Origin of the sequence: Colwellia piezophila ATCC BAA-637 (assembly GCF_000378625.1) — a bacterium.
GTDB classification, from domain to species: domain Bacteria; phylum Pseudomonadota; class Gammaproteobacteria; order Enterobacterales; family Alteromonadaceae; genus Colwellia; species Colwellia piezophila.
This window is the reverse complement of the sequence record NZ_KB905165.1, coordinates 120685-144693: the sequence shown is the minus strand read 5'-3', so window position 1 is coordinate 144693 and position 24009 is coordinate 120685. Positions and strand designations below refer to the sequence as shown.

The following is a 24009-nucleotide window of genomic DNA, read 5'->3' as shown; positions in this document are numbered from 1 at the left end:
ATTATAACTTACTTTTCCTCTGCAATTTAAGTACTTACTTAACCCTAGCTAATTAAATTTTGGTTTCCCTACCAAATTAAAGTGCTTAAACACTGGGAAAAAGCATAGGATTTGAACTATAACTAGTAAGGTGTCCTCTTAAATAGGTATAAATATGAGCCTTTTTGCCTATATATATCATCTTAAAACCAAGCTATATAGATTTTTACAATTAAATAATAATACTCTTAATAAACCAGACCAGACTAAATACGCCTTAGAAGCAAGCGCTGAAGATAAGTATAAATTGAAGATAAAATGCAACAAAGCGGCAGAGGAATTACAATACCTCAAAAGCTTTAGCCATTGGCCGATGGCGAAAGCTAAAGTCAAATTCGAGCAAAGCTCATTAATCTACTTAGATGCTAACCGCATTAAACGGTCTTCGTTAGAGCATTCATTAGATCAAAAGATCAGACAAAAAATCTCGGAGGCAAAAAATGACGCTACCACTCTGGATAAAGCGGCACTAAATAAGAAGGTCGTGGTAATAAATAAGCTGCCGTGATCAGAGCTGATGGTTATTATACCAATCCGCATAAGAAAGTGATCGCTTAGCGAGAATTTAAAGGCTTATAGGCAAGGCATTGATTGCAGATAATGGTTATTCAGGAGAATATGCTCAGGATAATATGCTCCTGCATTATCTAATAAGTCACATATATGTGACGTCTGCATTCTCTATTAAGCTGCATCCATGCAGCGTCCTTAGCAAAACCAATAACACAGTATATAAGCCTTTAAAACTCGCCCTTTGGGAACTCATGGATCACCATGATAACTTCACAAAATATGCTCGATGTAGAATAACTATAACTACGCATATTTTGATTATTCTAATGTCGCCCATGCAGTTCTATGTGATCACTTCTTTATGCGGAATGGTATTAGTACACACCATTTTAAATTCCCCCCTGCAACACTCTTAACTTCCTTAGCGGCTCATCTTCCCAACGAGCTGCTTGCTTTAACCAGTGTTTTGCTTGATTAATGTCACCTTGTTGATATAAAGCTAAGGCTATATTGTAATGAAAACTGGGCATTAAATACGCTGTAGGTTTATTTTCTAATATCGTAAGGTACTCTTGAGGAAATTTTTCAGTAAAATATTTTAATTGGGTCCGCCGACTTATCGGTTTAAAAGCCGAATAGCCTAGTGCTAAGTCACTTGATTGCGAAGTTTTTGTTGGTATAGAATTTTGACATGTTTCTGCGAGGTGTAGTCCCACTTGCTCAATATAGTCGATGGGGGTACCTAGAAGCCATTTATTATTTGCACGGTTACCCTTATCAGCTTCCTGCAAAATTGGCGTACTAGTATTGATACTAGCGGCCCAAGGTACATTGTTTAATATGCTTGCTCTTACCGATGGTCTATTGCCCACATAATATCTATTTAACACCGCTATATTATGTGAGAACGGTTTTTTCTGTGCAGCCTTGCATGTCTCATGACTTTTTCTCAAAGGGTATTCGTCAACAAATCCTAATAAATGGCTTATTTCATGGCTAAAAACATCCGCATTATCATTTATATCAAAGTAGAGTATGCCTAAGTGAACATTAGCCCCCCCTTTCTCAAGCATTAGACCTATATGTCGAGTTTTCACTTTTTCAGCAATGCTTTGCCACGTCGTTTCATCACAAGTGATCGCAAGTTCATCATCGGTAATACAATCTAGCTGTTTCACGCTAATATAAAGTGGCGTTGGCAAGCAGATATAATGAGCGATTGATGGTTGCTGCGCTTTGAACGTACTAATAAGCCGCTCGATATGCTGTAGATGAGTAAGATTGGTAGCAAATAATTGTAGGCTAGTGATGCAACTCGATGGACTTGCAAACGAAGCATGGTTGCTAAAATCTACGTTGATATTAACTTGATTTCTCTTATTGTTTTGCCGAGATTTATCGCTTGCTATTACCCCATATTTCATTACTTCGGCTCTTAATTTTTCCACCTTAAGTCGACCATATAACTTGAAGGTATCCGAATTTAATAGCTGTTTGACTAAAACCAGTTCCCCTTGATATATAGCTATTTTCACCCGCAAGATTAGCGCGGACTCAGCCAGTCTGTTATCAAGTATCGGATAAGATAATTGCGCTAATGATAGCTGTGCTTGACGTAGTTCACCTTGATTAAAGTATAACTGAGCAAGCGCAATAACCGCTTGTTGTGATGTTAGGCGAATAGCTTGTCCAAACCACATAATAGCCGAGTTAGTTAATGCTTCACGCACTTGCTGAGGTGAGTTTTGTTGATGTAGAGCCTGTTGCCAATACCATTGACCTAGTGTAAAGGCTGCATCTTTATCGCTACTCCCTAGCTCGCGGCTCAAAACAAGCCAGTCATTACTGCCTTTTTCCACAGCGCTGAGGGCTATTGTCAGTGCAGTGACGTGATGATACTTAAGTGCATAAGTAAACTGACCTTCGCGGTAGCTCTGATCGCTCAATTGTTTAGTTAAGTACTCAGATATAAAAAACGAGCTTGATGATAAAAAAATCATCAAGCTCGACAGTAATATCAACCGGTAAATTTGATTTAAACCCATTTAACTAGCTTAAAAATTAAAGGTGATTATCAGGCGTTTTTTTCGTGCGCATTAAGTCTAATTCAAGCTTCGCGTACCGGTGTTCAACAAACTCATAGACATTAGTACTTAAAGCAAGTTTAAAGAAATTGGCAGCACTACCATGATATCCAAGCGCTTGGTTATATTTACCAAGATAAAAATAAGCTTCACATAAACGTTCGGTTAGCGCTTTATTAGATTGCACATTCTGGGCTAGATTTTTAATAAATTGCCCTTGGGAAATCTCACCAAGATAGAGGTATATCACCTGCTTGGCCCAGGTACGGTCATCCACTAACGCTGCTCGTTCTTTCAGTGACTTTTTAGCCGCTACAGGATCAATTTCATATTCAGTCAAATACAACCATAAAAGGCGGTAAGGATCATCTTGCTGTTTTTGATGAAAAGTTTGAAAGTCTATACTTGCCAATTCAGGTCTTGAGCCATAATAAAGCGCAATACCACGATTTAAAAAAGCGTATTCATGCTCTGGCGATAAGTCTAAAGCCGAGTCAAATTTTTCATAGGCTTGAGAAAATTCTTGAAGCTGGGTGTAATGAATACCTAAAAAGTTATAAGCATCAACGAAGTCAGGTTTTAACTGTAATGCATGTGAAAAGTCAAACCGGGCCAGCGATCGTAAACCAACACTATCGTATAAAACACCACGGTCGTAAAATAATTGTGCTCTTTTTTCATCTGATAATTTTGCCCTATTTATCACTTCAGATAAACGTGCTATGGCTAGCTCACTTTTAAAGGTAATCGGCAGTGGCTCAGCAATAACTAGGTTATTCATTATCGCAGCAGAGCTATTGTTTTGCGCTCCTTCACTTGAGGCACAACCTTGCGTCAGCAGCGTACTACTTAACAGTAAAATCAGCAGCGTTATTTTGGTAAGAGAATGCACAAAAATGCCTTATAAATGATTAACTAAGATATGAATTAATTCATTATAAACAAAAAAGGAGCCCTATGGCTCCTTTTTAACTAATGAAATGTAAAAGTTTTTGTCTACCAAGTTAATTAAGTTATTTACCGCTCAGTAGGAGTAAATGTAATGGCCTTGGTATTAAAAAACTATTCAGCAGCTGCTGTTTCTGTTGCTGCAGGTTTTTCTATAGCTTCTTTGATACTTAAACGTACACGACCTTGGCGATCAACTTCTAGTACTTTAACTTTCACTTCTTGACCTTCTGTTAATACATCGCTAACGTTATTAACGCGCTCTTCAGAGATTTGAGAAATGTGTACTAAACCATCTTTACCTGGTAATACATTAACAAAGGCACCGAAATCAACAATACGTACCACTTTACCGGTGTAAAGAGTACCAACTTCAATTTCAGCCGTTAATGCTTTAATGCGGTTAATTGCATCTTGTGCTTGCTCATTTGAAGTTGCTGCAATTTTAACAGTACCGTCATCTTCAATTTCAATCGTAGTACCGGTTTCTTCAGTCAATTGACGAATAGTCGCGCCACCTTTACCAATGATGTCACGAATCTTATCTTGGCTAACTTTCATAGTATGAATGCGTGGAGCAAACTCAGAGATATCATCTCTGTGGCCTGCAAGCGCTTCATCCATTACAGATAAAATGTGAGTACGAGCAGCTTTTGCTTGGTTTAAAGCAATTTGCATGATTTCTTGAGTGATGCCTTCAATTTTAATATCCATTTGAAGTGCAGTAATACCACCCGTAGTACCCGCTACTTTAAAGTCCATATCACCTAAGTGATCTTCATCACCTAAAATGTCAGAAAGAACAACGAACTTTTCGCCTTCTTTAACTAGACCCATTGCGATACCAGCAACAGACGCTTTAATTGGAACACCAGCATCCATCAATGCTAATGAAGCACCACAAACAGAAGCCATTGAAGATGAACCATTTGATTCTGTGATTTCAGAAACAACACGTACAGCGTACGGGAACTCTTCAAGTGAAGGCATTACCGCTAACATACCACGTTTCGCTAAACGGCCATGGCCAATTTCACGACGTTTAGGGCTACCAACAAATCCAGTTTCACCTACACAATATGGAGGGAAGTTGTAATGAAGCATGAATGGGTCAGTTTTATCACCCATTAAGGTATCAAGACGTTGCGCATCACGTTGAGTTCCAAGCGTTGCAGTAACTAATGCTTGAGTTTCACCACGAGTAAATACTGCAGAGCCGTGAGTTCTTGGTAAAACACCAGTCATTACGTCTAAAGCACGAATTGATTCAGGATCGCGACCATCAATACGAGGGTGACCATCAGTGATTCGGCCACGTACAACCGTTTTCTCTAAATCATGGAATAAATCTTTAGTTTCTTGCACGTCTAAATCAGCATCTTGTGCTAATAACGTTTCAACTACAGAGTTACGAATGTCTTTAATTTTTTCATAACGAACAGCTTTTTCAGTAATTTGGTAAGCTTCGTTTACTTGCGCTTCACTTAACTCAGCAATTTTTGCTAATAATTCAGCATTTTTAACTGGTGCAGTCCATTCCCAAACAGGAGTGTTTACTTCAGCTTTAAATTCTTTAATTGCCGTAACAGCTGTTTGCATTTGCTCATGGCCGTACATTACTGCGCCAAGCATTACTTCTTCAGATAAAATATCGGCTTCAGACTCAACCATTAATACCGCGGTATCAGTACCTGATACCACTAGGTCTAATTTACTTTCTGGTAATTCAGATTGAAGCGGGTTAAGGATATATTGACCATCGACATAACCAACACGTGCTGCGCCAACAGGACCATTAAATGGTGCGCCTGAAATAGCAAGTGCTGCAGAAGCACCAATTAATGAAATAATGTCTGGGGCAATTTCAGGGTTAACTGAAATAACAGTGATAATGACTTGTACTTCGTTAATAAACCCTTCTGGGAATAACGGACGAAGTGGACGATCAATTAAACGTGCAATCAATGTTTCTTCTTCTGAAGGGCGACCTTCACGTTTGAAGAAACTTCCTGGTATTTTACCCGCAGCGTAAGCGCGTTCTTGATAGTTAATTGTTAATGGGAAGAAGTCTTGCCCTGCTTTAGCTTCTTTTTTAGCAACAACAGTGACTAATACACAAGTATCATCCATGCTTGCCATTACAGCACCAGAAGCTTGACGAGCAATAGCGCCCGTTTCAAGTGTTACGGTATGTTTACCGTATTGAAATTTTTTAGTAATTGGATTTAACATCTAATTAATTTCCTTAATTTTGTCTGTATTAATAATATTTACCAATCTGTACAATTATTTATTCACTGGATATTTTATGCCAAAACATGGCTACCAAGTCGAACAAAAAATTATACAGTTTGGATTGGTTTATGTTTAAAAAATAACTATGCCGCTTTCAAATTTATACAAAGAACAACACAGGTAAATTTTCATCGACATTATACTAAGTAAGCAGGTGAATACTAGCGTCAAAGCGTAATTAGTCCCTTAAAGCATGCATTAATAGCAAACAGCTAAGTTAACTGGTCAACTGAGCACTCTATTTGTGAGCTAAGATCTAAATATTTAATAAAATGGTTAACGACAGAACACAAAAAAGGAGCCATTGGCTCCTTTTTTTAAATCTTATAAGTTACGTTCGTTAGCAAATTGCTATTAACGACGTAGACCTAATTTAGCGATTGCTGTTGTATAACGTTCAACGTTCTTACGCTTAAGGTAATCAAGTAATTTACGACGTTGTGCAACCATGCGTAATAAACCACGACGTGAATGATGATCATGGATGTGTGCTTTAAAGTGACCTTGTAAGTGGTTGATTTGTGCAGTTAACAAAGCAACTTGAACTTCTGGAGAACCAGTATCACCTTCTGATTGAGCATATTCTGCAACGATTGCAGCTTTTTCTGTAGCATTTAAAGACATTATAAATCCTTAGTGTGTTAAATCCCGCCCTCATTTTATTGAGTTAAGAATGTTAGGAATACGCATCAAGCCAAACACTAATTCAGCATTGATGACGAAAGAGCGCGTATTTTAGCAGCCAATAACTAAAAAGCAAGTGAATAGTGCCTTGTAGCAGGTAATAATTCACTTAGCTTCTTTTAGCAAATTAGCCTATATCAATTACACTAATAAATGATCCAACTTAGAGTTATATTAGCGAGCTTAGAACAAACAAAATTACTTAAACATAGTTACTCTATATTTCTTTAATTTTGAGCAGTTATTAGTTTGCTAATAGACTCCCAAAGGGCGAGTTTAAAAGGCTTACATCCGTCGTTATTCATTTCGAGAAGGGAATAACCATTCTCTTCAATCAATGCCTTGCCTCTAAGCCTTTTTAATTCTCGCTAAGTGGTCAATTAATTAATGTACTTGATATTTTTAGTACTGTTCAACAACAACGATACGTTTAGGTGCGAGTAAACCATCATCATCGATAAAACCAACACCGATAAATTCAGCATTAACATCGTTTTCATCTTCACCTATATAAACCTGAACACTGCCTTCACTTGGCGCATTAAAAGCTTGTACGGGGTTACCATGGCGTAAGAAGTTTGCTGACATATCATCAACATAAACACAATGCATGCCATCTACTGCGCTATTCATTGGTAACAATAATGGGTCAAGCAATTCTGATGGTGATATTTCTTGTTCGTTAGCTTGTTCAAGTAATGCTTCTAACTGGGGTAATGTTACCATTTTCTCTATTGGATAATTCCCCACAGCAGAACGCCTGAGATCGGCTACATGAGCACCACAACCTAATAGTTCACCTAAATCGTCGACAATAGTGCGTATATAGGTCCCTTTAGATACATGGATGCTTAATTCAACTTCATCATCTTCAAAGCGTAATAATTCAAGATTAAAAACGGTAATATCACGTGCTTCCCGAGGTATTTCTATACCTTCTCTGGCATACTTATACAAAGGCTGACCTTTGTGTTTTAGCGCAGAATACATAGACGGCACTTGTTTGGTGGTACCGCGAAAACTGTCTAAAGCTACCGCTAACTGTTCGCTTGAAACATCAACCGCTTTTTCACTAACAACTTCACCACCGGCATCACTGGTTGTAGTACGAATACCTAGCTTGGCGGTGACTTGATAGGTTTTATCGGTATCAAGCAAATATTGTGAAAACTTAGTGCCCTCACCTAAACAAATTGGCAACATACCTGTAGCCAAAGGGTCTAGTGCACCGGTATGCCCTGCTTTTTGAGCGAAATAGATACGCTTAACCGTTTGCAAGGCATGGTTTGATGACAAGCCATGAGGTTTGTCTAATAACAAAACCCCATTAATTGGGCGGCCTTTTCTACGTTTTGCCATGACTTATTCGCCTTGCTCACTATCATTATCTTGTTCATCATCTACTGATGAGTTACCCGTCTTTTTATCACTGGCAACTGCTTTGTCAACCAAGGCGCTCATACGAACACCTTCACTCATTGAGCTATCATAGACAAAACGTAAATGTGGCATTATACGTGCGCGTAAACGTTTGCCTAATAATGAACGGATATAACCTTCTGCTTCCGCTAGAACGTCAAGCGATGCTTTGATTTCATCAGGATTATCGTTAAAAAACGTCACAAAAATCTTAGCGTAAGCTAAGTCGCGTGTTAATTCGACCGCAGAAACTGTGGTCATACTTAAACGTGGATCTTTAATTTCGCGCATTAAAATAACGGCGATTTCTTTTTGGATTTGCTGACCGACTCGGTCAGTACGGGCATATTCTCTAGCCATCGTATACTCCTATGAAGCTGTGACTAATAAATCACAGTCTGCTTTGTTTATTAATTAGTTAGTTAGTTAGTTAGTTAGTTAGTTAGTTATAAGTAATTAACACAAAAGGGGCATAAGCCCCTTTTAATATTTAACTATCTGTTGCTTTAGATTGAAGCTAATTACGTGGAGAGCAAAAAGGATGCACTGAATTGACGCATGTCAATAAGTACTTCCGATGATGTTATCGGTGTAATTAGCAATAATTTAAAGTTACAGCGTTCGTTCAATTTCAATCGTTTCGAAAACTTCGATTTGGTCGCCAACACGTACATCATTGTAGTTCTTAACACCGATACCACACTCAGTACCGTTACGAACTTCTTGTACGTCGTCTTTAAAGCGGCGTAAAGATTCAAGTTCACCTTCGTAAATAACTACGTTTTCACGTAATACACGAATCGGCGCTGAACGTTTGATAATACCTTCAGTTACCATACAACCGGCGATAGAGCCAATTTTAGGTGATTTGAATACGTCACGAACTTGAGCAAGACCAATAATAACTTGCTTGAATTCTGGCGCTAACATACCACTCATGGCTTGTTTAACTTCATCAATTAATGCGTAGATAACACTGTAATAACGTAAATCTATATTTTCTAACTCAATAACTTTACGGGCAGAAACATCGGCACGTACGTTAAAACCAATCACTATGGCGTTCGATGCCGCAGCAAGGGTTGCATCAGTTTCAGTAATAGCACCAACACCTGAGCCAATAATTTTAACTTTCACTTCATCGGTAGAAAGTTTAAGTAATGAATCAGTAATCGCTTCAAGTGAACCTTGAACATCAGACTTCAATACCACATTCACTTCTGAAATTTCACCCGATGCCATGCTAGCAAACATATTTTCAAGTTTAGCTTTCTGTTGACGAGCAAGTTTCACATCACGGAATTTACCTTGACGGAACAAAGCAACTTCACGCGCTTTTTTCTCATCTTTAACAACAGTCGCTTCATCACCTGAAATTGGAACACCACTAAGGCCGATAATTTCCACTGGAATAGATGGGCCAGCTGATTGAATTGTTTTGCCGTTTTCATCGCGCATAGCACGAACACGACCATATTCTAAACCACAAAGTACGATATCGCCTTGCTTTATAGTTCCTTCTTGAATAAGGACCGTTGCTACCGGGCCGCGACCTTTATCTAATTTAGATTCAATCACCACACCACTTGCCATAGTATCAACAACAGCAGTAAGCTCTAATACTTCTGATTGCAATAAAATTGCATCAAGTAAGTCGTCAATACCTAAACCCGTTTTGGCTGATACATGACAGAATTGAACGTCTCCGCCCCACTCTTCTGAAAGCACATCGTGTTGTGATAGCTCACTCTTCACGCGGTCTGGATCGGCTGACTCTTTATCCATTTTGTTAACAGCGATAATAATAGGTGCATCAGAGGCTTTAGCATGTTGAATTGCTTCAATGGTTTGTGGCATAACACCATCATCTGCAGCAACTACAATAATAACAATATCAGTCGCCTTAGCACCACGAGAACGCATTGCAGTAAAAGCTGCATGGCCTGGGGTATCTAAGAAAGTGATCATACCCTTACCAGTTTCTACATGATAAGCACCAATATGCTGCGTAATGCCGCCGGCTTCACTGTCAGCAACTTTCGCTTCACGAATGTAATCAAGCAGTGATGTTTTACCGTGATCTACGTGACCCATGATAGTTACTACTGGCGCGCGAGTTACCGCTTCACCGTTATTATCACGATCGGCCAATACCGCTTCTTCTAAAGCATTTTCTTTAACAAGTACCACGTTAAAACCCATTTCTTCAGAGACAAGTGCCGCTGTTTCTTGGTCAATAACTTGGTTAATGGTTGCCATAGCGCCCATTTTAAACATGGCTTTAACAACTTCAGCACCTTTTTTCGACATTTTGTTAGCAAGTTCAGCAACAGAAATCGTTTCACCAATGCGAATGTCTTGTAGTTTAGTTTCAACTGGCTTAGTGAAACCATGTTTTAAACTTTCTGGCGATGATAAACTTTGCTTACGTCCGCCACGGGCATTGCGACCACGAGCATTACGATCAGCTGGTTTTTTCTTCTTACGACGACGACCGGCAGTTTCATCGGCAGCATCAACTTTATCTTCAGCTTCTTGTGCGTACTTAGAAGAGGTTACATGAACGATTTCCTTTTCTTTCGCTTTACGTTCAACTTCTTGTTCTTTCCAGCGACCTTCATTTTCTTCTGCTAATTTTTTAGCAGCTTCACTCGCTTCTTTCGCTTCAGTTGCAATTTTAGCAGCCACTTCTTTTTCTTGTACTAAACGAAGTTTTTTAGCTTCTTCAGTTTCTGCAATTTTTACCGGCGCTTTTTCAATATTTTTTGCTTTTTCTACCGCTGCATGCTTAGCTTTTTCTGCTGCATCTACTTTCGCTGATGCTTTACGCTCAACTTCAGCTTCAGCTTTAACTGCTGCTACCGCTTTTACATTTTCAGCTTCTTTCGCTGCTGCTTCGGCTTTATTCTTAGCGTCTGCTTCTGCTAAAACAGCTGCTTCAGCTTCTACTTTTGCAGTTTCTTCTGCTAATTTCTCATCTTCTAATTCACTACGTTTTACGTAAGTGCGTTTTTTACGAACTTCAACATTAACTGATTTGGCTTTACTGCCATGTCCCATAGTCAAAGTAGACTTGGTTTTTCGGTTTAAAGTAAGTTTGCTCGGTTTTGAAGCCGAATCATCGCCATGTTGTTTTTTAAGGTGACCTAACAAGGCTTCTTTTTCATCTTGCGAAATAGCATCGGTCGCCGATTTTTTCACGCCTGAGTCAGCTAACTGACTTACTAGACGATCCACCGGTGTTCCGATTTCTTTGGCAAGTTCTGCTACAGTTATATCTGCCATCTATTATATTCTCCGGTGTTATTATTCTTCGTTAAACCAACAAATATTACGCGCAGCCATGATTAGCTCACCCGCTTTGGTTTCAGTTAATTCTTCAATATCGCTGATTTCATCGATACCTTGTTCAGCTAAGTCTTCAAGGGTACGAACACCTCGGCTTGCTAAAACAAATGCTAAATGACGTTCTAAACCTTCAAGGTCAAGTAAGTCTTGTGCAGGCTCTGCATTTTCTAAAGTTTCTTCACTCGCAAGGGCTTGCGTAGTTAACGCTTCTTTAGCTCGTTCACGAAGCTGCTCAACGATGTCTTCATTCATACCCTCAATTTCAAGCATCTCAGCAGCCGGTACGTAAGCAATCTCTTCTAATGAAGTGAAGCCTTCTTCGACGAGTAAAGTAGCAAAGTCTTCATCAAGGTCTAACTTATCAATAAATAAGTTTAGTACTTTATCATTCTCTGCTTGATGTTTTTCTTTCATGTCAGCAACAGTCATTACGTTTAATTCCCAGCCAGTTAACTGACTCGCTAAACGAATATTTTGACCACTACGACCAATAGCCATCGCTAAATTGCCTTCTTCTACAGCAATATCCATAGTGCCTTTGTCTTCATCAACAATAATTGATGCTACTTCAGCAGGAGCCATGGCGTTGATTACGTATTGAGCGGCGTTGTCATCGTATAATACGATATCAACACGTTCGCCACCTAACTCACCAGATACGGCTTGGACACGTGAACCACGCATACCAACACAAGCACCAACAGGGTCAATACGTTTGTCATTACTTTTAACAGCAATTTTAGCACGAGAACCAGGATCGCGAGCGGCCCCTTTAATCTCTAACATTTCTTCGCCAATTTCAGGTACTTCAACGCGGAAAAGTTCAATTAACATTTCAGGTTTTGTACGGCTGACAAATAATTGTGCACCGCGTGCTTCTGGCTTAATTTCATATAACAAACCACGAACACGATCACCTGGACGAAATGTTTCGCGTGGTAACATATCATCACGATATATAATTGCTTCGGCATTGTTGCCTAAGTCAATAATCACACTATCGCGACTGGCTTTTTTAACAACACCGGTAACGATTTCACCCAATTGGTCTTGGTAAGCTTCGACAATTAGTGCACGTTCTGCTTCGCGAATTTTTTGTACGATAACTTGCTTGGCTGTTTGTGTGGTTACACGGTCAAATTTCACTGAGTCTATTTGATCTTCAACATAATCACCCAGATTTAATTCTGGCTCATCATATTGTGCTGCAGACAAGGTAATTTCTGCAAACGGGTTTTCCATGCATTCGCTTTCATCGCCAACAATTAACCAACGACGAAAAGTATCAAATTCACCCGTAATACGGTCAATAGCAACACGGACTTCAATGTCGCCTTCATATTTTTTCTTGGTAGCTGTTTCTAAAGCAGTTTCCATCGCTTTAAAAATGCTTTCTCGTGGTAATGCTTTTTCATTAGAAACCGCATCAACAACCAGTAATATTTCCTTACTCATGCTACTTAGCCTTTAATTTATGTTAATTTATTTAACGCTTAAAACTTTGCGACAAGATTCGCTTTATCTACATTGCTGATAGCTAACTCGTAATCAATGCTATCAACTTCGACTATTAAGCTATCGTTTTCTATGGCAACTAGTGGGCCTTTAAACTTGCGACGACCATTCAATGGCATCGACAATCTTACATTAACCGTTTCGCCGATAACTTCTTGAAAATGTGCTAATTCAAATAATGGACGATCAACACCTGGCGATGAGACTTCTAAACTATATTCACTACTTATTGGATCTTCTACATCTAATATTGCACCGACCTGACGACTTACTTCCGCACAATCATCAACATTGATGCCATTTTCGTGATCAATATATAAACGTAAAATAGAGTTATTACCCGCACTGATAAATTCAACGCCCCATAATGTTTTGCCGGTTTCGTCAACCGCAGGTTTTAATAATTCAGTTAGTTTATGCTCAAATTTAGCCAAGCGTTTTCTCCTATTACGTTACTGCTTGATATTTTCAAACGGCAGTACAGTAAAAATTCAGATATAAAAAAAGGGCTTATAGCCCAACGAAAGTTTGCTGTTTCCATTTTTAATACGAAAATGCCACCAGCTAAAAAACAAAAAAACCCCAAATTAGGGGCTTATTTCACCGTTTCCCCCAAGATAAAACAATAAACATTGCCTTATCTGGTTATCAATGGATAAACCATCAATAATACTAGTAAGAATATAAACAACACAGTGACTGTGCGATTATCCAGTGACATCTTACTAAGTTCTATTAGCCAAATTATATAATGACACGCTAACAAGCGCAAGTGACATTAACTAATATAGCCAATAAAAGTAGCATCTTGGTTATATTAGTAGTTCTGGTAGTTCAAACTAAAACCGGGGTGAATTTGCTAAAATTAATATATATTTTACAATATCTTACTATTGACCCTATACTGTAGCTAACATTTCATGCAAAAGATTCGCATGATTCTAATTAGCATGCCTTTGCATCTTGATCGGATTTAAACGGAGCATTTAATTTCATCATGTATAAGTTTTCTAAGTTATTAATCAAAAATATTTTGTTTGCTTTAGTATTTATTATTGCCTTAGCGGCAATCAGCTATTCATTACTAACCGGTTATATTAACCAGCAAACGCAACATCACACAAAAACCATTCAAGCCGTTAGCCAACAAATTATAGGCAGCGATGCGTCACTTCAGGATACTGTCAATAAGCTTGCTGCCGCCTTAAATGCGAGTACGGTTTACCGCGTTTTAATCATTAAAAAAAATTCAGAGATATTATATAGTCATCAAGAAGAACAAACTCAATCGCTCGGTTTTAGCTTAGCAAAACGGAAAACCGTTTCAACGGGAGCACTTAACCTACAAGTTCAATACCAGCTAAATTTCAGCGATATATTTAATTTACTAAGCCAATTATTTATCGCTATTCTTGCCTTGTCTATTATCTTTATTTTTATTTCGGCGAGGCTTAATTACAAATTACAATCAGTTATCTTTAGAATAATCAGCAAGCAAATCAGTAATGAATTAGCGCAAATTAATGATCCAAACTTTATTACCAAAGAAAGCGATAGCGAGCGATTATTAGAAATCCCTGCTTTGCAGGAAGGTATTGCTGAAATCAAGCTGATGATGACTGAACAATTTAAAAACACCACAAATTTACAAAGGCAAGCTCATATAGATAGCTTAACGGGAATTGAAAACCGTAATCGTTTTGTACAATATTATGAAAATCAAATTGCCCAAGAAAGTCCAATAAAATTTGGTGTCCTGCTCATTACTCGCTGTTCCGAATTACAAACAATTAACCAAATTCATGGCTATAATTCCGGTGATAACTACATTGTAAAAGTTGCTGACATTATCAAAGAGGCCTTATTAACCAGACCCACAGGTAAAATGTTCCGCTTAAACAGTTCTGACTTCGCTACTATTTTACCTAACGAACAATTAAAAGTTGCTGAAGATTATGCCAGTGAATTGATGCTTAAATTTAATGACTACCAGCAAATCAATGAATTAGATTCTGTCGCTTTCACCGGTTTAGTTTACTTTGATAAATCTAAGCCACTCGGGGAACTCCTCGCGTTAGCAGATACAGGGGTCAGTGTTGCTCAAACACAAAAAACGAACTCATGGTACTCGCAAACTGACGTCAATATATTAACCGATAATAGTGCCAATTATGGTAGCCAAAATTGGCGACAAGAAATTGATAGCGTGTTAGATGGCGGTCGTATTAGCTTATTATTGCAACCTATCCAACCTAGCGGTCGTAATAGCCGTGTTTATGGTGAGATATTAGCGCGTTTTCTAAATGCTAATGGTGACATGTTACCCACGGCGACTTTTATCGCTATGGCTGAAAAACTAGACAAAATAATCGAAGTAGATCGCTTAATCATTGACACTGTCATTAAAGAAATCACCAGTAAAAACATGCTCGATAGTAGTTATGGCATCAACATTAGCGCACGCAGTGTTAATGATGAACACTTTATGATTTGGTTAGAGCGTAAATTACTGCGCGAGCCGGCGGCAGCTCCTCGTTTAGTCTTTGAGGTAGCAGAGCTGGGTTTACAAAAAAATATAAAAACAGCGAAACGCTTAGTTGATATGTTACACCGTGTTGGTTCACGCGTTACGGTGGAACGATTTGGGGTTGGATTAACCTCGTTTAAGTTTTTTAGAGACTTAACACCTGACTATATTAAAATGGATAGCTCTTATACCCGCGATATTGATGATGATAAAAACAATCAATATTTCTTGCGTTTGATGGTTGATTTGGCTCATAGACTCGGCATTAATGTCCTCGCTGAAAGTGTTGAAAGCCAAGAAGAAAAACACACCTTAGAAAAACTATTTATCGATGGTTGTCAGGGCTATTATGTTGGTAAACCCGCAAAATTATAAGACAATAAAAGCGCAATAATATGTAAAGCCGAATGATTCACTCACATTCGGCTTTTTTGTAGAATCGCTCTTTATTATGTTAAGACAAAGAAAATTAACTAATACCCTTACAGCTGGTGTGTTGTTATATTTTATAAAAACAAGGATAATGACGCCAATATTCCAATTCATAACTTAATGACCTTTAAAGTAAATGACTGATTATCTGTTACTACTCGTTGGCACTGTACTCGTAAATAATTTTGTTTTAGTGCAATTTCTTGGCCTATGCCCTTTTATGGGTGTCTCTTCGCGGACTGAAACAGCTATAGGCATGTCCTTCGCCACTATTTTCGTTATGACTTTAGCGTCATTGCTGAGCTATTTAGTAACCACCTATCTGCTGGTTCCTCTTGACCTTGAATACCTGACCACCATGAGTTTTATTTTAGTGATTGCCGTCGTTGTGCAATTTACTGAAATGGTTGTGCACAAAACAAGTGCCAGCTTGTACCGATTATTGGGTATTTTCTTACCACTGATAACCACAAACTGTGCCGTATTAGGTGTCGCCTTGTTAAATTTAAGATTGAGCCATGGTTTTTTCGAATCTATTATTTATGGTTTTGGTGCTGCACTAGGCTTTTCTTTAGTATTAGTGATGTTTTCAGCCATGCGCGAAAAATTAGCTAATGCCGATGTTCCTGGCCCATTTAAAGGCACTGCGATTGCGATGATTACCGCGGGCTTAATGTCCTTAGCTTTTTTAGGTTTTACCGGTTTGGTGAAGATCTAAGATGAACATCCTACTTGCCATCCTCGTTTTAGGTAGTCTTGCTGCTGTATTTGGTGCTTTACTGGGCTTTGCTTCGGTACGTTTTAAGGTCGATGCTGATCCTATTGTCGAACAACTTGATGCCATACTCCCGCAAACCCAATGTGGTCAATGTGGTTACCCTGGCTGTAAACCCTATGCTCAAGCAGTAGCTGACGGTGAAGCCATTAATAAATGTGCGCCCGGCGGTGAAGATACCATCAAGAAAATAGCCGATTTAATGGGGGTTGAGGTACTACCTATTGATGAAAGCCATGTTCAAGGTGATGCGCCAAAAAGTAATCGCCCTAAAGTGGCTTTTGTTATTGAAGAAGATTGTATCGGTTGTACTAAATGCATTCAGGCTTGTCCTGTTGATGCCATTATAGGTGCGGCTAAACAAATGCATACCATTATCATAGATGAGTGCACAGGTTGTGATTTATGTGTTGCTCCGTGCCCAGTAGATTGTATTGAAATGCGTGAATTGCCAGATACTATTCACAATTGGCAATGGGATTTAACCAGTATTCCAGTAAAGCAACTGGATTAGGAGAGTATGGTGGAATCAGTTATAGAGCGCATCACTCGTGGTCATTTTTGGGATTTTCATGGCGGTATTCATCCTCCTGAGCAAAAAGTAATCACCGCAAGTAAACCTATCAAACAACTTGCCTTACCAAAACAGTTAATTATACCGCTGCAACAGCATATCGGCCGTGAAGGTGATTTACTGGTAAAGATTGGCGATCAAGTGTTAAAAGGCCAAGCCTTAACATTAAGCACTAACCCGATGACAGTGCCTATTCATGCGCCTACTAGTGGCATAATTAGTGCGATTAAAATGTCGGTTATTGCCCACCCTTCGGGTCTTAGTCAGTTATGTATTTTTCTAGATGTCGATGGTGAAGATACCTGGCGCGATCGCGTGGTGTGTACCGATCTTGAAACGTTATCAAATAACGATATTATTGAAAAAATTGCGGATGCCGGTATCGCGGGTATGGGTGGTGCTGGTTTCCCAACCCACATCAAAGCAAATAGTAAATCTGATATTAATATCCTCATTATTAACGGCGCAGAATGTGAACCTTATATCACTGCCGATGATTTGATAATGATGGAGCAAAGCAACGCAATAGTCGATGGCATAAAAATTCTCGATAAATTATTAAGCCCTGCCTTTATTCTCATTGCGATTGAAGACAACAAACCAAAAGCGATTAAAGCGTTGCAACAAGCAACACAAGACATTGAAAAGATGAAAGTTTGCGTGGTACCAACTAAATACCCGGCAGGCGGTGAAAAGCAATTAATTCAAATATTAACCGGTCAAGAGGTCACCTCAGGTCAATTACCTATTGATGCTGGCATCATAATGCAAAACGTTGCCACGTGTTTTGCCATTAATGAAGCGGTAAGACATGATACCCCGCTTATCCGTCGTGTGGTTACCGTTACAGGCCAAGCGTTAAGCAAACCACAAAATGTTTGGGCCTTATTGGGCACTCCTGTTAACTTCCTGCTTGAGCAATGTGGCGTACAAGCCGTTGAAAATGAGAAACAACCGGTGATCATGGGTGGACCTATGATGGGCTTTAGTGTCGCTAGCGAGCTAGTACCCATCGTCAAAACCAGTAATTGCATTCTAGTGCCTAGCAGAAAAGAAATGCCCAGTGCGTTCGAAAAAGAAAGTAACGAAGTAGAATGTATCCGTTGCGGCCAATGTAGTGATGTTTGCCCTAGTCAGTTGTTACCACAAGAGCTGCAGTGGAGTGCCAAAGCCAAAGATTATCCACAGTTAGAGAAGCTTAACTTAAGTGATTGTATTGATTGCGGTGCCTGTGCTTATGTTTGCCCTAGCCAAATTCCTCTGGTGCATTACTATCGTGTTGCTAAAGCGGAAATACGCCAGCTGCAACAATTAGATTTAAAAGCAGAAAAAGCTAAAATACGATTTGAAGCCCGTAAATTACGCTTAGAAAAAGAAAAAATTGCCCGTCAAGCAAAACAAAAAAAAGCGGCTGCGGCGCGAAAAGCGGCAATGAATAAAGCAACGCCCGAAGCTACTGGCGCTAAATCTGCGGTAGCTGCAGCGCTTGCTCGAGTCAAAGCGAGAAAGGCAGCTAGCCAAGCAGGTGGTGTCGACAGTAAAAACAACGCCACTGGCAGCATAAGTTCGGTTGATGAACCTATAGATGCGCCCGTTGACGAGCAGTTGTCTCCAGTAGCTGCGGCTATCGCCAGAGCCAAAGCGAAGAAAAAGCTTAAGCAAGAAGCCGCCCTTTTGACACCTCAAAGTGATGTATTAGCGAAGGAAACGCTTGCTGGAGAACCTGAAAAAAAACCGGCTAAGGCTGAAAAACAGATTAACGCTGATGATAAAAAAGCTAAAATTGCTGCCGCTATTGCCAAGGCAAAAGCCAAAAATCTTAACGCGGCAAGTAAACCCTCAGCTTCAGTAGCCCCACCCAGAGCCTCCGCTGCAGAAAAAACAGAGTCTGTACAAACTTCTGTTGAAAAACCGACTAACGCTGATGATAAAAAGGCTAAAATAGCCGCTGCCATTGCTAAAGCAAAAAGTAAGGCCTTAGCGAAAAAAGCGGCACAAGTCAGCGCTGAAACTGCAGAGCTTGAAAAAACAAGTGCTGTAGGTGATAAAGTGCCTGCTCAAGTGGTACAAGATAATATTGTTGATAGTAAAAATGAAAGAACCCCTGCTCCTACTGCAGATAAAAAAGCGCAAATTGCTGCAGTAATTGCGAAGGCAAAAGCAAAAAAGAAAAACAAAGAATCTAGCAAGATTGACAGCAACGTTAGCCATAATGACCAAGACAGCGTGTAACCTATGATCAACGAAAGACAATACTCGAATAAAAATTCTCAACGCAATAACCCGACGAGTCGACTTAAATAATGGCATTTTGGATAGCAAGTTCACCTCACAACCATAATCAAACAAAAACACCTAACTTAATGCGTTTAGTGATTTACGCGGCCCTGCCCGGTGTTTTGGCGCAATGGTATTTTTTTGGATGGGGAAATTTAATTCATATTGCCCTTGCCATGGCAACCGCACTCGCTTGTGAATTCACTGTCTTGTCTTTGCGTAAAAAACCTATTTCACATGAATTATTCGATGGCAGCGCCCTATTGACCGCGTTATTAATTGGTATCTGCTTACCCGCCTTAGCGCCTTGGTGGATATCGGTAATAGGTACAATGTTTGCCATTGTTATCGTTAAACAATTATACGGTGGTCTAGGTCATAACCCGTTTAACCCTGCCATGGCCGGATATGTAATGCTATTAGTATCATTTCCTTTGCAAATGACCCTATGGCAGCCACCACTGTCACTTATTGCCGTTGACCTTACTTTTACCAATACCTTAACCACTATATTAACGGGCTTTACCGTTGAAGGTTATTCGGTTGAACAAATAAGAACCAGTATCGATGGCATCACGATGGCAACACCATTGGACATGCTAAAGACAAATACCGGTTTAGGTTTAACCGTACTAGAGAGTATTGAAAATCCTATTTTCGGTGACAACTTTGCCCTCGGTTGGGAATGGATCAATGCCGGATTTTTAGTGGGTGGACTTTTTCTAATCTTTAAAAAAGCCATCGCTTGGCAAACACCCGTCAGCTTTTTAATCAGTTTATTTATCTGCTCATTTATCGGTTATAGCATAAGTCCAGATAGTAGTGCTTCAACTATGTTCCACTGGTTTTCTGGTGCAACCATGCTAGGCGCATTTTTCATATTAACAGACCCGGTTACCGGTGCGACCAGCACTAAAGGTCGTATCATCGTTGGTTTACTTGCTGGGCTATTAGTCTATCTAATTCGCACTGCCGGTGGTTATCCTGATGGCGTTGCTTTTGCTATTTTACTTTGTAACATGTCTGCGCCGTTAATCGACCAATATACTCGCCCTCGTACCTATGGTCACGTAAAGGGAGATAAGTGATGTCTAAAAATGACCATTCCACCAGCGAAAGCAAAACTCAGTCTGATAACGATATCGCAGAAAAATCATCGCTAACGATTGCCATTTCTAAAAATACAAAAATACTGGCACTCTTTGCTATAGCCTGTACTTTCGCAGTCGGTTTAGTCAATGAACTGACTAAAGATCGCATCAAGCAACAAGAGCAACAACATTTATTAAAAACCTTACATAGTATTATTGAGCCAAGTCGTTATGACAATGACATTGCCAATGACTGTATTATGATTAGTGCTCCTGAACTGGGCACTGATAAAGTCCACACGGCCTATATCGCTAGAAAATCAGGTCAAGTTATCGCTGTTGCTCTGACCAGTACAGCCCCTCGGGGTTATAACGGTAATATCGACTTTATTATGGCGATCAATAATGATGGCAGTGTCAGTGGTGTCCGTGTGCTGAAACATCAAGAAACCCCTGGGCTTGGTGATAAAATAGAACTGAGAAAAAGTGACTGGGTGACTAGCTTTGCCGGTAAAAAACTCCTGTCAGTAGACGATAGTCGCTGGGCTGTCACTAAAGATAATGGCATGTTTGACCAATTTACGGGCGCGACGATTACTCCGCGAGCGGTAGTAAACGGCGTTAAAGACACGCTAAGTTACTTTACTAAAAACAAAACCCGTTTATTAAAAAAACCTAATGCCTGTGGAGACGTTTTACTTACTGCTACTTCAACGGCACCTGTTTTAGCACCACAAAAGAGTGAGGCGGCTAATGAGTAATAACATAACACCACAAAATAGTAACGAGGCTGACATGGCTATTAGCGCGGCAGAACAAGAGATCGCCGAAGCTGCTGCGGTTGAAGCTGAACTTAAGGCCGAACAAAAAGTAGCGCTTAAAGCTGAGTATAAAGAACTAGCCATTCAAGGTTTATGGAAAAACAACCCGGGCTTAGTACAGCTGTTGGGGTTATGCCCATTACTTGCGGTAACGTCCACGGTAACGAATGCCTTAGGCCTTGGCTTAGCGACATTACTGGTACTTATTTGTTCTAATGTTACCGTTTCAGCAATCCGTCATTGGGTGCCCAAAGAAATTCGTATACCCATTTTTGTCCTGATAATCGCCGCTTTTGTCACCTGCGTACAATTGCTTATGAACGCTTATACCTTCGGTATTTATCAATCGTTAGGCATATTCCTCCCTTTGATTGTTACTAACTGCGCCATTATTGGTCGAGCTGAAGCCTATGCCTCTAAAAACCCCGTTAAACAAGCCGCTTTTGATGGTCTGATGATGGGACTAGGTTTTGCTATGATCTTAATAATATTAGGAGTAGTAAGGGAGGTTCTTGGACAAGGAACACTCTTTGATGGCGCTAACTTATTACTGGGTGATTGGGCAAGCGTACTTCGTATTGAAGTGATGCAATTAGATAGCCAATTCTTGTTAGCTATTCTGCCCCCTGGTGCTTTCATCGCTATGGGTTTTTTAATCGCCCTTAAAAATGCCATTGATAGCCATATAAAAGCTAAAAAAGTTGTCGATAAAGACTTAGTGATTGAACGAGTGCGGGTTAATTTCGACTCTTAAAAACGGGTGTTAGGGTATGTTAGGGTAAACATTTTGGCCTAACCTGCTTAGCATTAACACCTAAAGGCTTAACGACGTAGGTGCGATAGCCTCCACGCAAAAGAAAGAGAAGAGCTATATCATGAATAAAGCATCACGTTTAGAAATGTTAACTAGGCTACGCGATGAGAATCCTGAGCCAACCACAGAGTTAAACTTTTCTACACCCTTTGAATTACTTATTGCGGTATTACTTTCGGCGCAATCGACCGATGTAGGCGTTAACAAGGCAACGGATAAACTCTACCCTGTTGCCAATACTCCCCAAGCCATCCTTGACCTTGGCCTTGATGGCTTAAAAAGTTACATAAAGACCATCGGCCTGTTTAATACTAAAGCCGCTAACACCATTAAAACCTGTCAAATGCTAGTAGATCTTCATGGCGGTGAAGTGCCCGAAAGCAGAGCTGCACTCGAAGCATTACCAGGCGTTGGCCGCAAAACTGCCAACGTAGTTTTAAATACTGCGTTTGGCCAATTGAAAGATAATGAAGGTAAATACTTTCTTGCCGTGGATACCCATATTCAACGTTTAGCAAACCGTACCGGTTATGCCAAAGGTAAAACCGTTGAACAAACCGAACAAAATATCATTAAAAACACCCCGAGAAAAACCGAATTCTTTTTCAATTTACACCACTGGTTTATTCTCCATGGACGATATACTTGTGTTGCACGTAAACCTAAGTGTGGTGCTTGCATCATTGAAGATTTATGTGATTTTAAAGACAAAACCAGCTAAAGCCGGTTTAACTTAACTTAACTTAACAACGCCTAAATTTAGCCTAGTTCAACGTTACCCTGAGAAGAGAGCTTTATGAAATTTTTACATACTATGGTACGAGTCAGTGACTTAGACCAGTCACTTGATTTTTACATCAAGAACCTGGGTTTAATTGAGACAAAACGCAAAGAAGTACCGCAAGGAAAATTCACCTTAATATTTTTAGCGACACAGCTTGGTGGCCCTGAAATAGAGCTAACCTACAACTGGGGCTCTGTGGAAGAATATTCTGCGGGTCGTAATTTTGGTCACCTTGCCTTTGAAGTTGATGATATTTACCAAACCTGTCAAAAGTTGCAAGACGCGGGTATCACCATTAACAGACCGCCTCGTTGTGGTTACATGGCCTTTGTGAAATCACCTGACGGTGTCTCAATAGAATTATTACAAAAAAATGGTGCTTTAACACCACAAGAGCCTTGGCTAAGTATGGAAAATACCGGAACTTGGTAATAAAACCCAGTGACTTGCTAATATAACTCAGTGATTTTTGGCAAGTTAACACCTTACTGTTATGATAGCGCCATTCTTATTTATCTCAGATAACACATGGCCCTTAAAGCAACTATATACAAAGCCAATATCGAACTTGCCGATATGGATCGCAATTACTACGACAGCTTGCAATTAACGATTGCCCAACACCCCTCTGAAACACCACAACGTTTAATGGTGCGCTTAATTGCCTATATCCTTAATGCTCATCAAGACTTACAGTTTGGTAAAGGTCTTAGTGATGAAACCGAAGCCGCCCTTTGGCAAATCAATTACAGTGATGAAATAAGCCTGTGGATTGAACTAGGTCAGTTAGATGAAAAACGTCTGAAAAAAGCCTGTAATCGCGCGAAAGCCGTTAAACTTTATTGCTACGGCAGTAGTGTAAATACTTGGTGGTCACAAGCTGAGCAAAATTTAAGTAAATTAACACGCCTAACCATAGAACAATTTGAGCCGAGTACCTGTGAAGCATTGGTAAAACTGCTTAGCCGTAATATGGAATTTCAATGTAGTATTCAAGATGGTCAATTATGGTTAACTTCCGGTGAAGAAACCTTATTAATCGAAACGATAAAAATACAGTAATGAGGTC

The 24009-nt window shown here is 39.6% G+C and carries 20 protein-coding genes; 11 read left to right on the top strand and 9 right to left on the bottom strand.

Features of this window, described 5'->3' with window-relative positions; all coding sequences use genetic code 11:
- Positions 1-154 precede the first annotated feature (154 nt).
- Positions 155-547 (top strand): hypothetical protein, encoded by a 393-nt coding sequence (locus tag F580_RS0111160; RefSeq protein WP_019027818.1) that lies wholly within the window; start codon positions 155-157, stop codon positions 545-547.
- 394 nt (positions 548-941) lie between these two features.
- Here the strand turns inward: F580_RS0111160 and F580_RS0111155 are convergent, their stop codons facing one another.
- From F580_RS0111155 to rimP, 9 genes are all read right to left on the bottom strand, one after another.
- Positions 942-2597 (bottom strand): hypothetical protein, encoded by a 1656-nt coding sequence (locus F580_RS0111155; protein ID WP_019027817.1) that lies wholly within the window; start codon positions 2595-2597, stop codon positions 942-944.
- Positions 2598-2613: 16 nt separating this feature from the next.
- On the bottom strand, positions 2614-3528 hold the full coding sequence (gene nlpI, locus F580_RS0111150) for a lipoprotein NlpI (protein ID WP_019027816.1): 915 nt from the start codon (positions 3526-3528) through the stop codon (positions 2614-2616).
- Positions 3529-3698: 170 nt separating this feature from the next.
- Positions 3699-5816, bottom strand: a complete 2118-nt coding sequence (pnp, locus tag F580_RS0111145) for a polyribonucleotide nucleotidyltransferase (RefSeq protein ID WP_019027815.1) — start codon at positions 5814-5816, stop codon at positions 3699-3701.
- A gap of 417 nt (positions 5817-6233) precedes the next feature.
- Positions 6234-6503 carry a 30S ribosomal protein S15 gene (gene rpsO / locus F580_RS0111140; RefSeq protein ID WP_019027814.1) on the bottom strand — a complete coding sequence of 90 codons (270 nt, stop codon included), beginning with the start codon at positions 6501-6503 and terminating at the stop codon, positions 6234-6236.
- A gap of 462 nt (positions 6504-6965) precedes the next feature.
- Positions 6966-7922 carry a tRNA pseudouridine(55) synthase TruB gene (truB, locus tag F580_RS0111135; RefSeq protein WP_019027813.1) on the bottom strand — a complete coding sequence of 319 codons (957 nt, stop codon included), beginning with the start codon at positions 7920-7922 and terminating at the stop codon, positions 6966-6968.
- A gap of 3 nt (positions 7923-7925) precedes the next feature.
- Positions 7926-8342, bottom strand: a complete 417-nt coding sequence (gene rbfA, locus F580_RS0111130; RefSeq protein ID WP_019027812.1) for a 30S ribosome-binding factor RbfA — start codon at positions 8340-8342, stop codon at positions 7926-7928.
- A gap of 252 nt (positions 8343-8594) precedes the next feature.
- Positions 8595-11267 (bottom strand): translation initiation factor IF-2, encoded by a 2673-nt coding sequence (gene infB / locus F580_RS0111125; protein ID WP_019027811.1) that lies wholly within the window; start codon positions 11265-11267, stop codon positions 8595-8597.
- 21 nt (positions 11268-11288) lie between these two features.
- Positions 11289-12785 carry a transcription termination factor NusA gene (gene nusA, locus F580_RS0111120; RefSeq protein WP_019027810.1) on the bottom strand — a complete coding sequence of 499 codons (1497 nt, stop codon included), beginning with the start codon at positions 12783-12785 and terminating at the stop codon, positions 11289-11291.
- Between the two features lie 38 nt (positions 12786-12823).
- Positions 12824-13279, bottom strand: a complete 456-nt coding sequence (rimP, locus tag F580_RS0111115) for a ribosome maturation factor RimP (protein WP_019027809.1) — start codon at positions 13277-13279, stop codon at positions 12824-12826.
- Between the two features lie 563 nt (positions 13280-13842).
- Between rimP and F580_RS0111110 the strand changes: the two genes are divergently transcribed.
- The 10 genes from F580_RS0111110 (at position 13843) to F580_RS0111065 (ending at position 24002) form a co-directional block, all read left to right on the top strand.
- Complete coding sequence (locus F580_RS0111110) at positions 13843-15747, top strand: EAL domain-containing protein (RefSeq protein ID WP_019027808.1); 1905 nt, start codon at positions 13843-13845, stop codon at positions 15745-15747.
- Positions 15748-15940: 193 nt separating this feature from the next.
- Positions 15941-16522, top strand: coding sequence for an electron transport complex subunit RsxA (gene rsxA / locus F580_RS0111105; protein ID WP_019027806.1), 582 nt, complete (start codon positions 15941-15943; stop codon positions 16520-16522).
- Between the two features lies 1 nt (position 16523).
- Positions 16524-17093 carry an electron transport complex subunit RsxB gene (gene rsxB, locus F580_RS0111100; protein ID WP_019027805.1) on the top strand — a complete coding sequence of 190 codons (570 nt, stop codon included), beginning with the start codon at positions 16524-16526 and terminating at the stop codon, positions 17091-17093.
- A 6-nt stretch (positions 17094-17099) separates the two neighbouring features.
- Complete coding sequence (rsxC, locus tag F580_RS0111095; protein WP_019027804.1) at positions 17100-19385, top strand: electron transport complex subunit RsxC; 2286 nt, start codon at positions 17100-17102, stop codon at positions 19383-19385.
- Between the two features lie 71 nt (positions 19386-19456).
- Positions 19457-20518 carry an electron transport complex subunit RsxD gene (gene rsxD / locus F580_RS0111090; RefSeq protein ID WP_019027803.1) on the top strand — a complete coding sequence of 354 codons (1062 nt, stop codon included), beginning with the start codon at positions 19457-19459 and terminating at the stop codon, positions 20516-20518.
- Between the two features lie 83 nt (positions 20519-20601).
- Positions 20602-21282 carry an electron transport complex subunit RsxG gene (rsxG, locus tag F580_RS24395; protein WP_157443090.1) on the top strand — a complete coding sequence of 227 codons (681 nt, stop codon included), beginning with the start codon at positions 20602-20604 and terminating at the stop codon, positions 21280-21282.
- Entirely contained in the window at positions 21275-22096 is an 822-nt protein-coding gene (locus tag F580_RS0111080) for an electron transport complex subunit E (protein WP_019027801.1), read from the top strand. The genes rsxG and F580_RS0111080 overlap by 8 nt, the downstream gene beginning before the upstream one ends.
- 121 nt (positions 22097-22217) lie before the next feature.
- Positions 22218-22877: an endonuclease III gene (gene nth, locus F580_RS0111075; protein WP_019027800.1), complete on the top strand. Its 660-nt coding sequence runs from the start codon at positions 22218-22220 to the stop codon at positions 22875-22877.
- A gap of 75 nt (positions 22878-22952) precedes the next feature.
- Complete coding sequence (locus tag F580_RS0111070) at positions 22953-23372, top strand: VOC family protein (RefSeq protein WP_019027799.1); 420 nt, start codon at positions 22953-22955, stop codon at positions 23370-23372.
- Between the two features lie 96 nt (positions 23373-23468).
- Positions 23469-24002, top strand: coding sequence for a YaeQ family protein (locus tag F580_RS0111065; protein WP_019027798.1), 534 nt, complete (start codon positions 23469-23471; stop codon positions 24000-24002).
- Positions 24003-24009: the final 7 nt, after the last annotated feature.

Excerpts from the sequence above, each read along its gene's own strand:
- F580_RS0111160 (WP_019027818.1), top strand. The coding sequence starts at position 155 with ATGAGCCTTTTTGCCTATATATATCATCTTAAAACCAAGCTATATAGA.
- F580_RS0111155 (WP_019027817.1), bottom strand. The coding sequence starts at position 2,597 with ATGGGTTTAAATCAAATTTACCGGTTGATATTACTGTCGAGCTTGATG.
- pnp (WP_019027815.1), bottom strand. The coding sequence starts at position 5,816 with ATGTTAAATCCAATTACTAAAAAATTTCAATACGGTAAACATACCGTA.
- rpsO (WP_019027814.1), bottom strand. The coding sequence starts at position 6,503 with ATGTCTTTAAATGCTACAGAAAAAGCTGCAATCGTTGCAGAATATGCT.
- truB (WP_019027813.1), bottom strand. The coding sequence starts at position 7,922 with ATGGCAAAACGTAGAAAAGGCCGCCCAATTAATGGGGTTTTGTTATTA.
- rbfA (WP_019027812.1), bottom strand. The coding sequence starts at position 8,342 with ATGGCTAGAGAATATGCCCGTACTGACCGAGTCGGTCAGCAAATCCAA.
- infB (WP_019027811.1), bottom strand. The coding sequence starts at position 11,267 with ATGGCAGATATAACTGTAGCAGAACTTGCCAAAGAAATCGGAACACCG.
- nusA (WP_019027810.1), bottom strand. The coding sequence starts at position 12,785 with ATGAGTAAGGAAATATTACTGGTTGTTGATGCGGTTTCTAATGAAAAA.
- F580_RS0111110 (WP_019027808.1), top strand. The coding sequence starts at position 13,843 with ATGTATAAGTTTTCTAAGTTATTAATCAAAAATATTTTGTTTGCTTTA.
- rsxA (WP_019027806.1), top strand. The coding sequence starts at position 15,941 with ATGACTGATTATCTGTTACTACTCGTTGGCACTGTACTCGTAAATAAT.
- rsxB (WP_019027805.1), top strand. The coding sequence starts at position 16,524 with ATGAACATCCTACTTGCCATCCTCGTTTTAGGTAGTCTTGCTGCTGTA.
- rsxC (WP_019027804.1), top strand. The coding sequence starts at position 17,100 with ATGGTGGAATCAGTTATAGAGCGCATCACTCGTGGTCATTTTTGGGAT.
- rsxD (WP_019027803.1), top strand. The coding sequence starts at position 19,457 with ATGGCATTTTGGATAGCAAGTTCACCTCACAACCATAATCAAACAAAA.
- F580_RS0111080 (WP_019027801.1), top strand. The coding sequence starts at position 21,275 with ATGAGTAATAACATAACACCACAAAATAGTAACGAGGCTGACATGGCT.
- nth (WP_019027800.1), top strand. The coding sequence starts at position 22,218 with ATGAATAAAGCATCACGTTTAGAAATGTTAACTAGGCTACGCGATGAG.
- F580_RS0111070 (WP_019027799.1), top strand. The coding sequence starts at position 22,953 with ATGAAATTTTTACATACTATGGTACGAGTCAGTGACTTAGACCAGTCA.
- F580_RS0111065 (WP_019027798.1), top strand. The coding sequence starts at position 23,469 with ATGGCCCTTAAAGCAACTATATACAAAGCCAATATCGAACTTGCCGAT.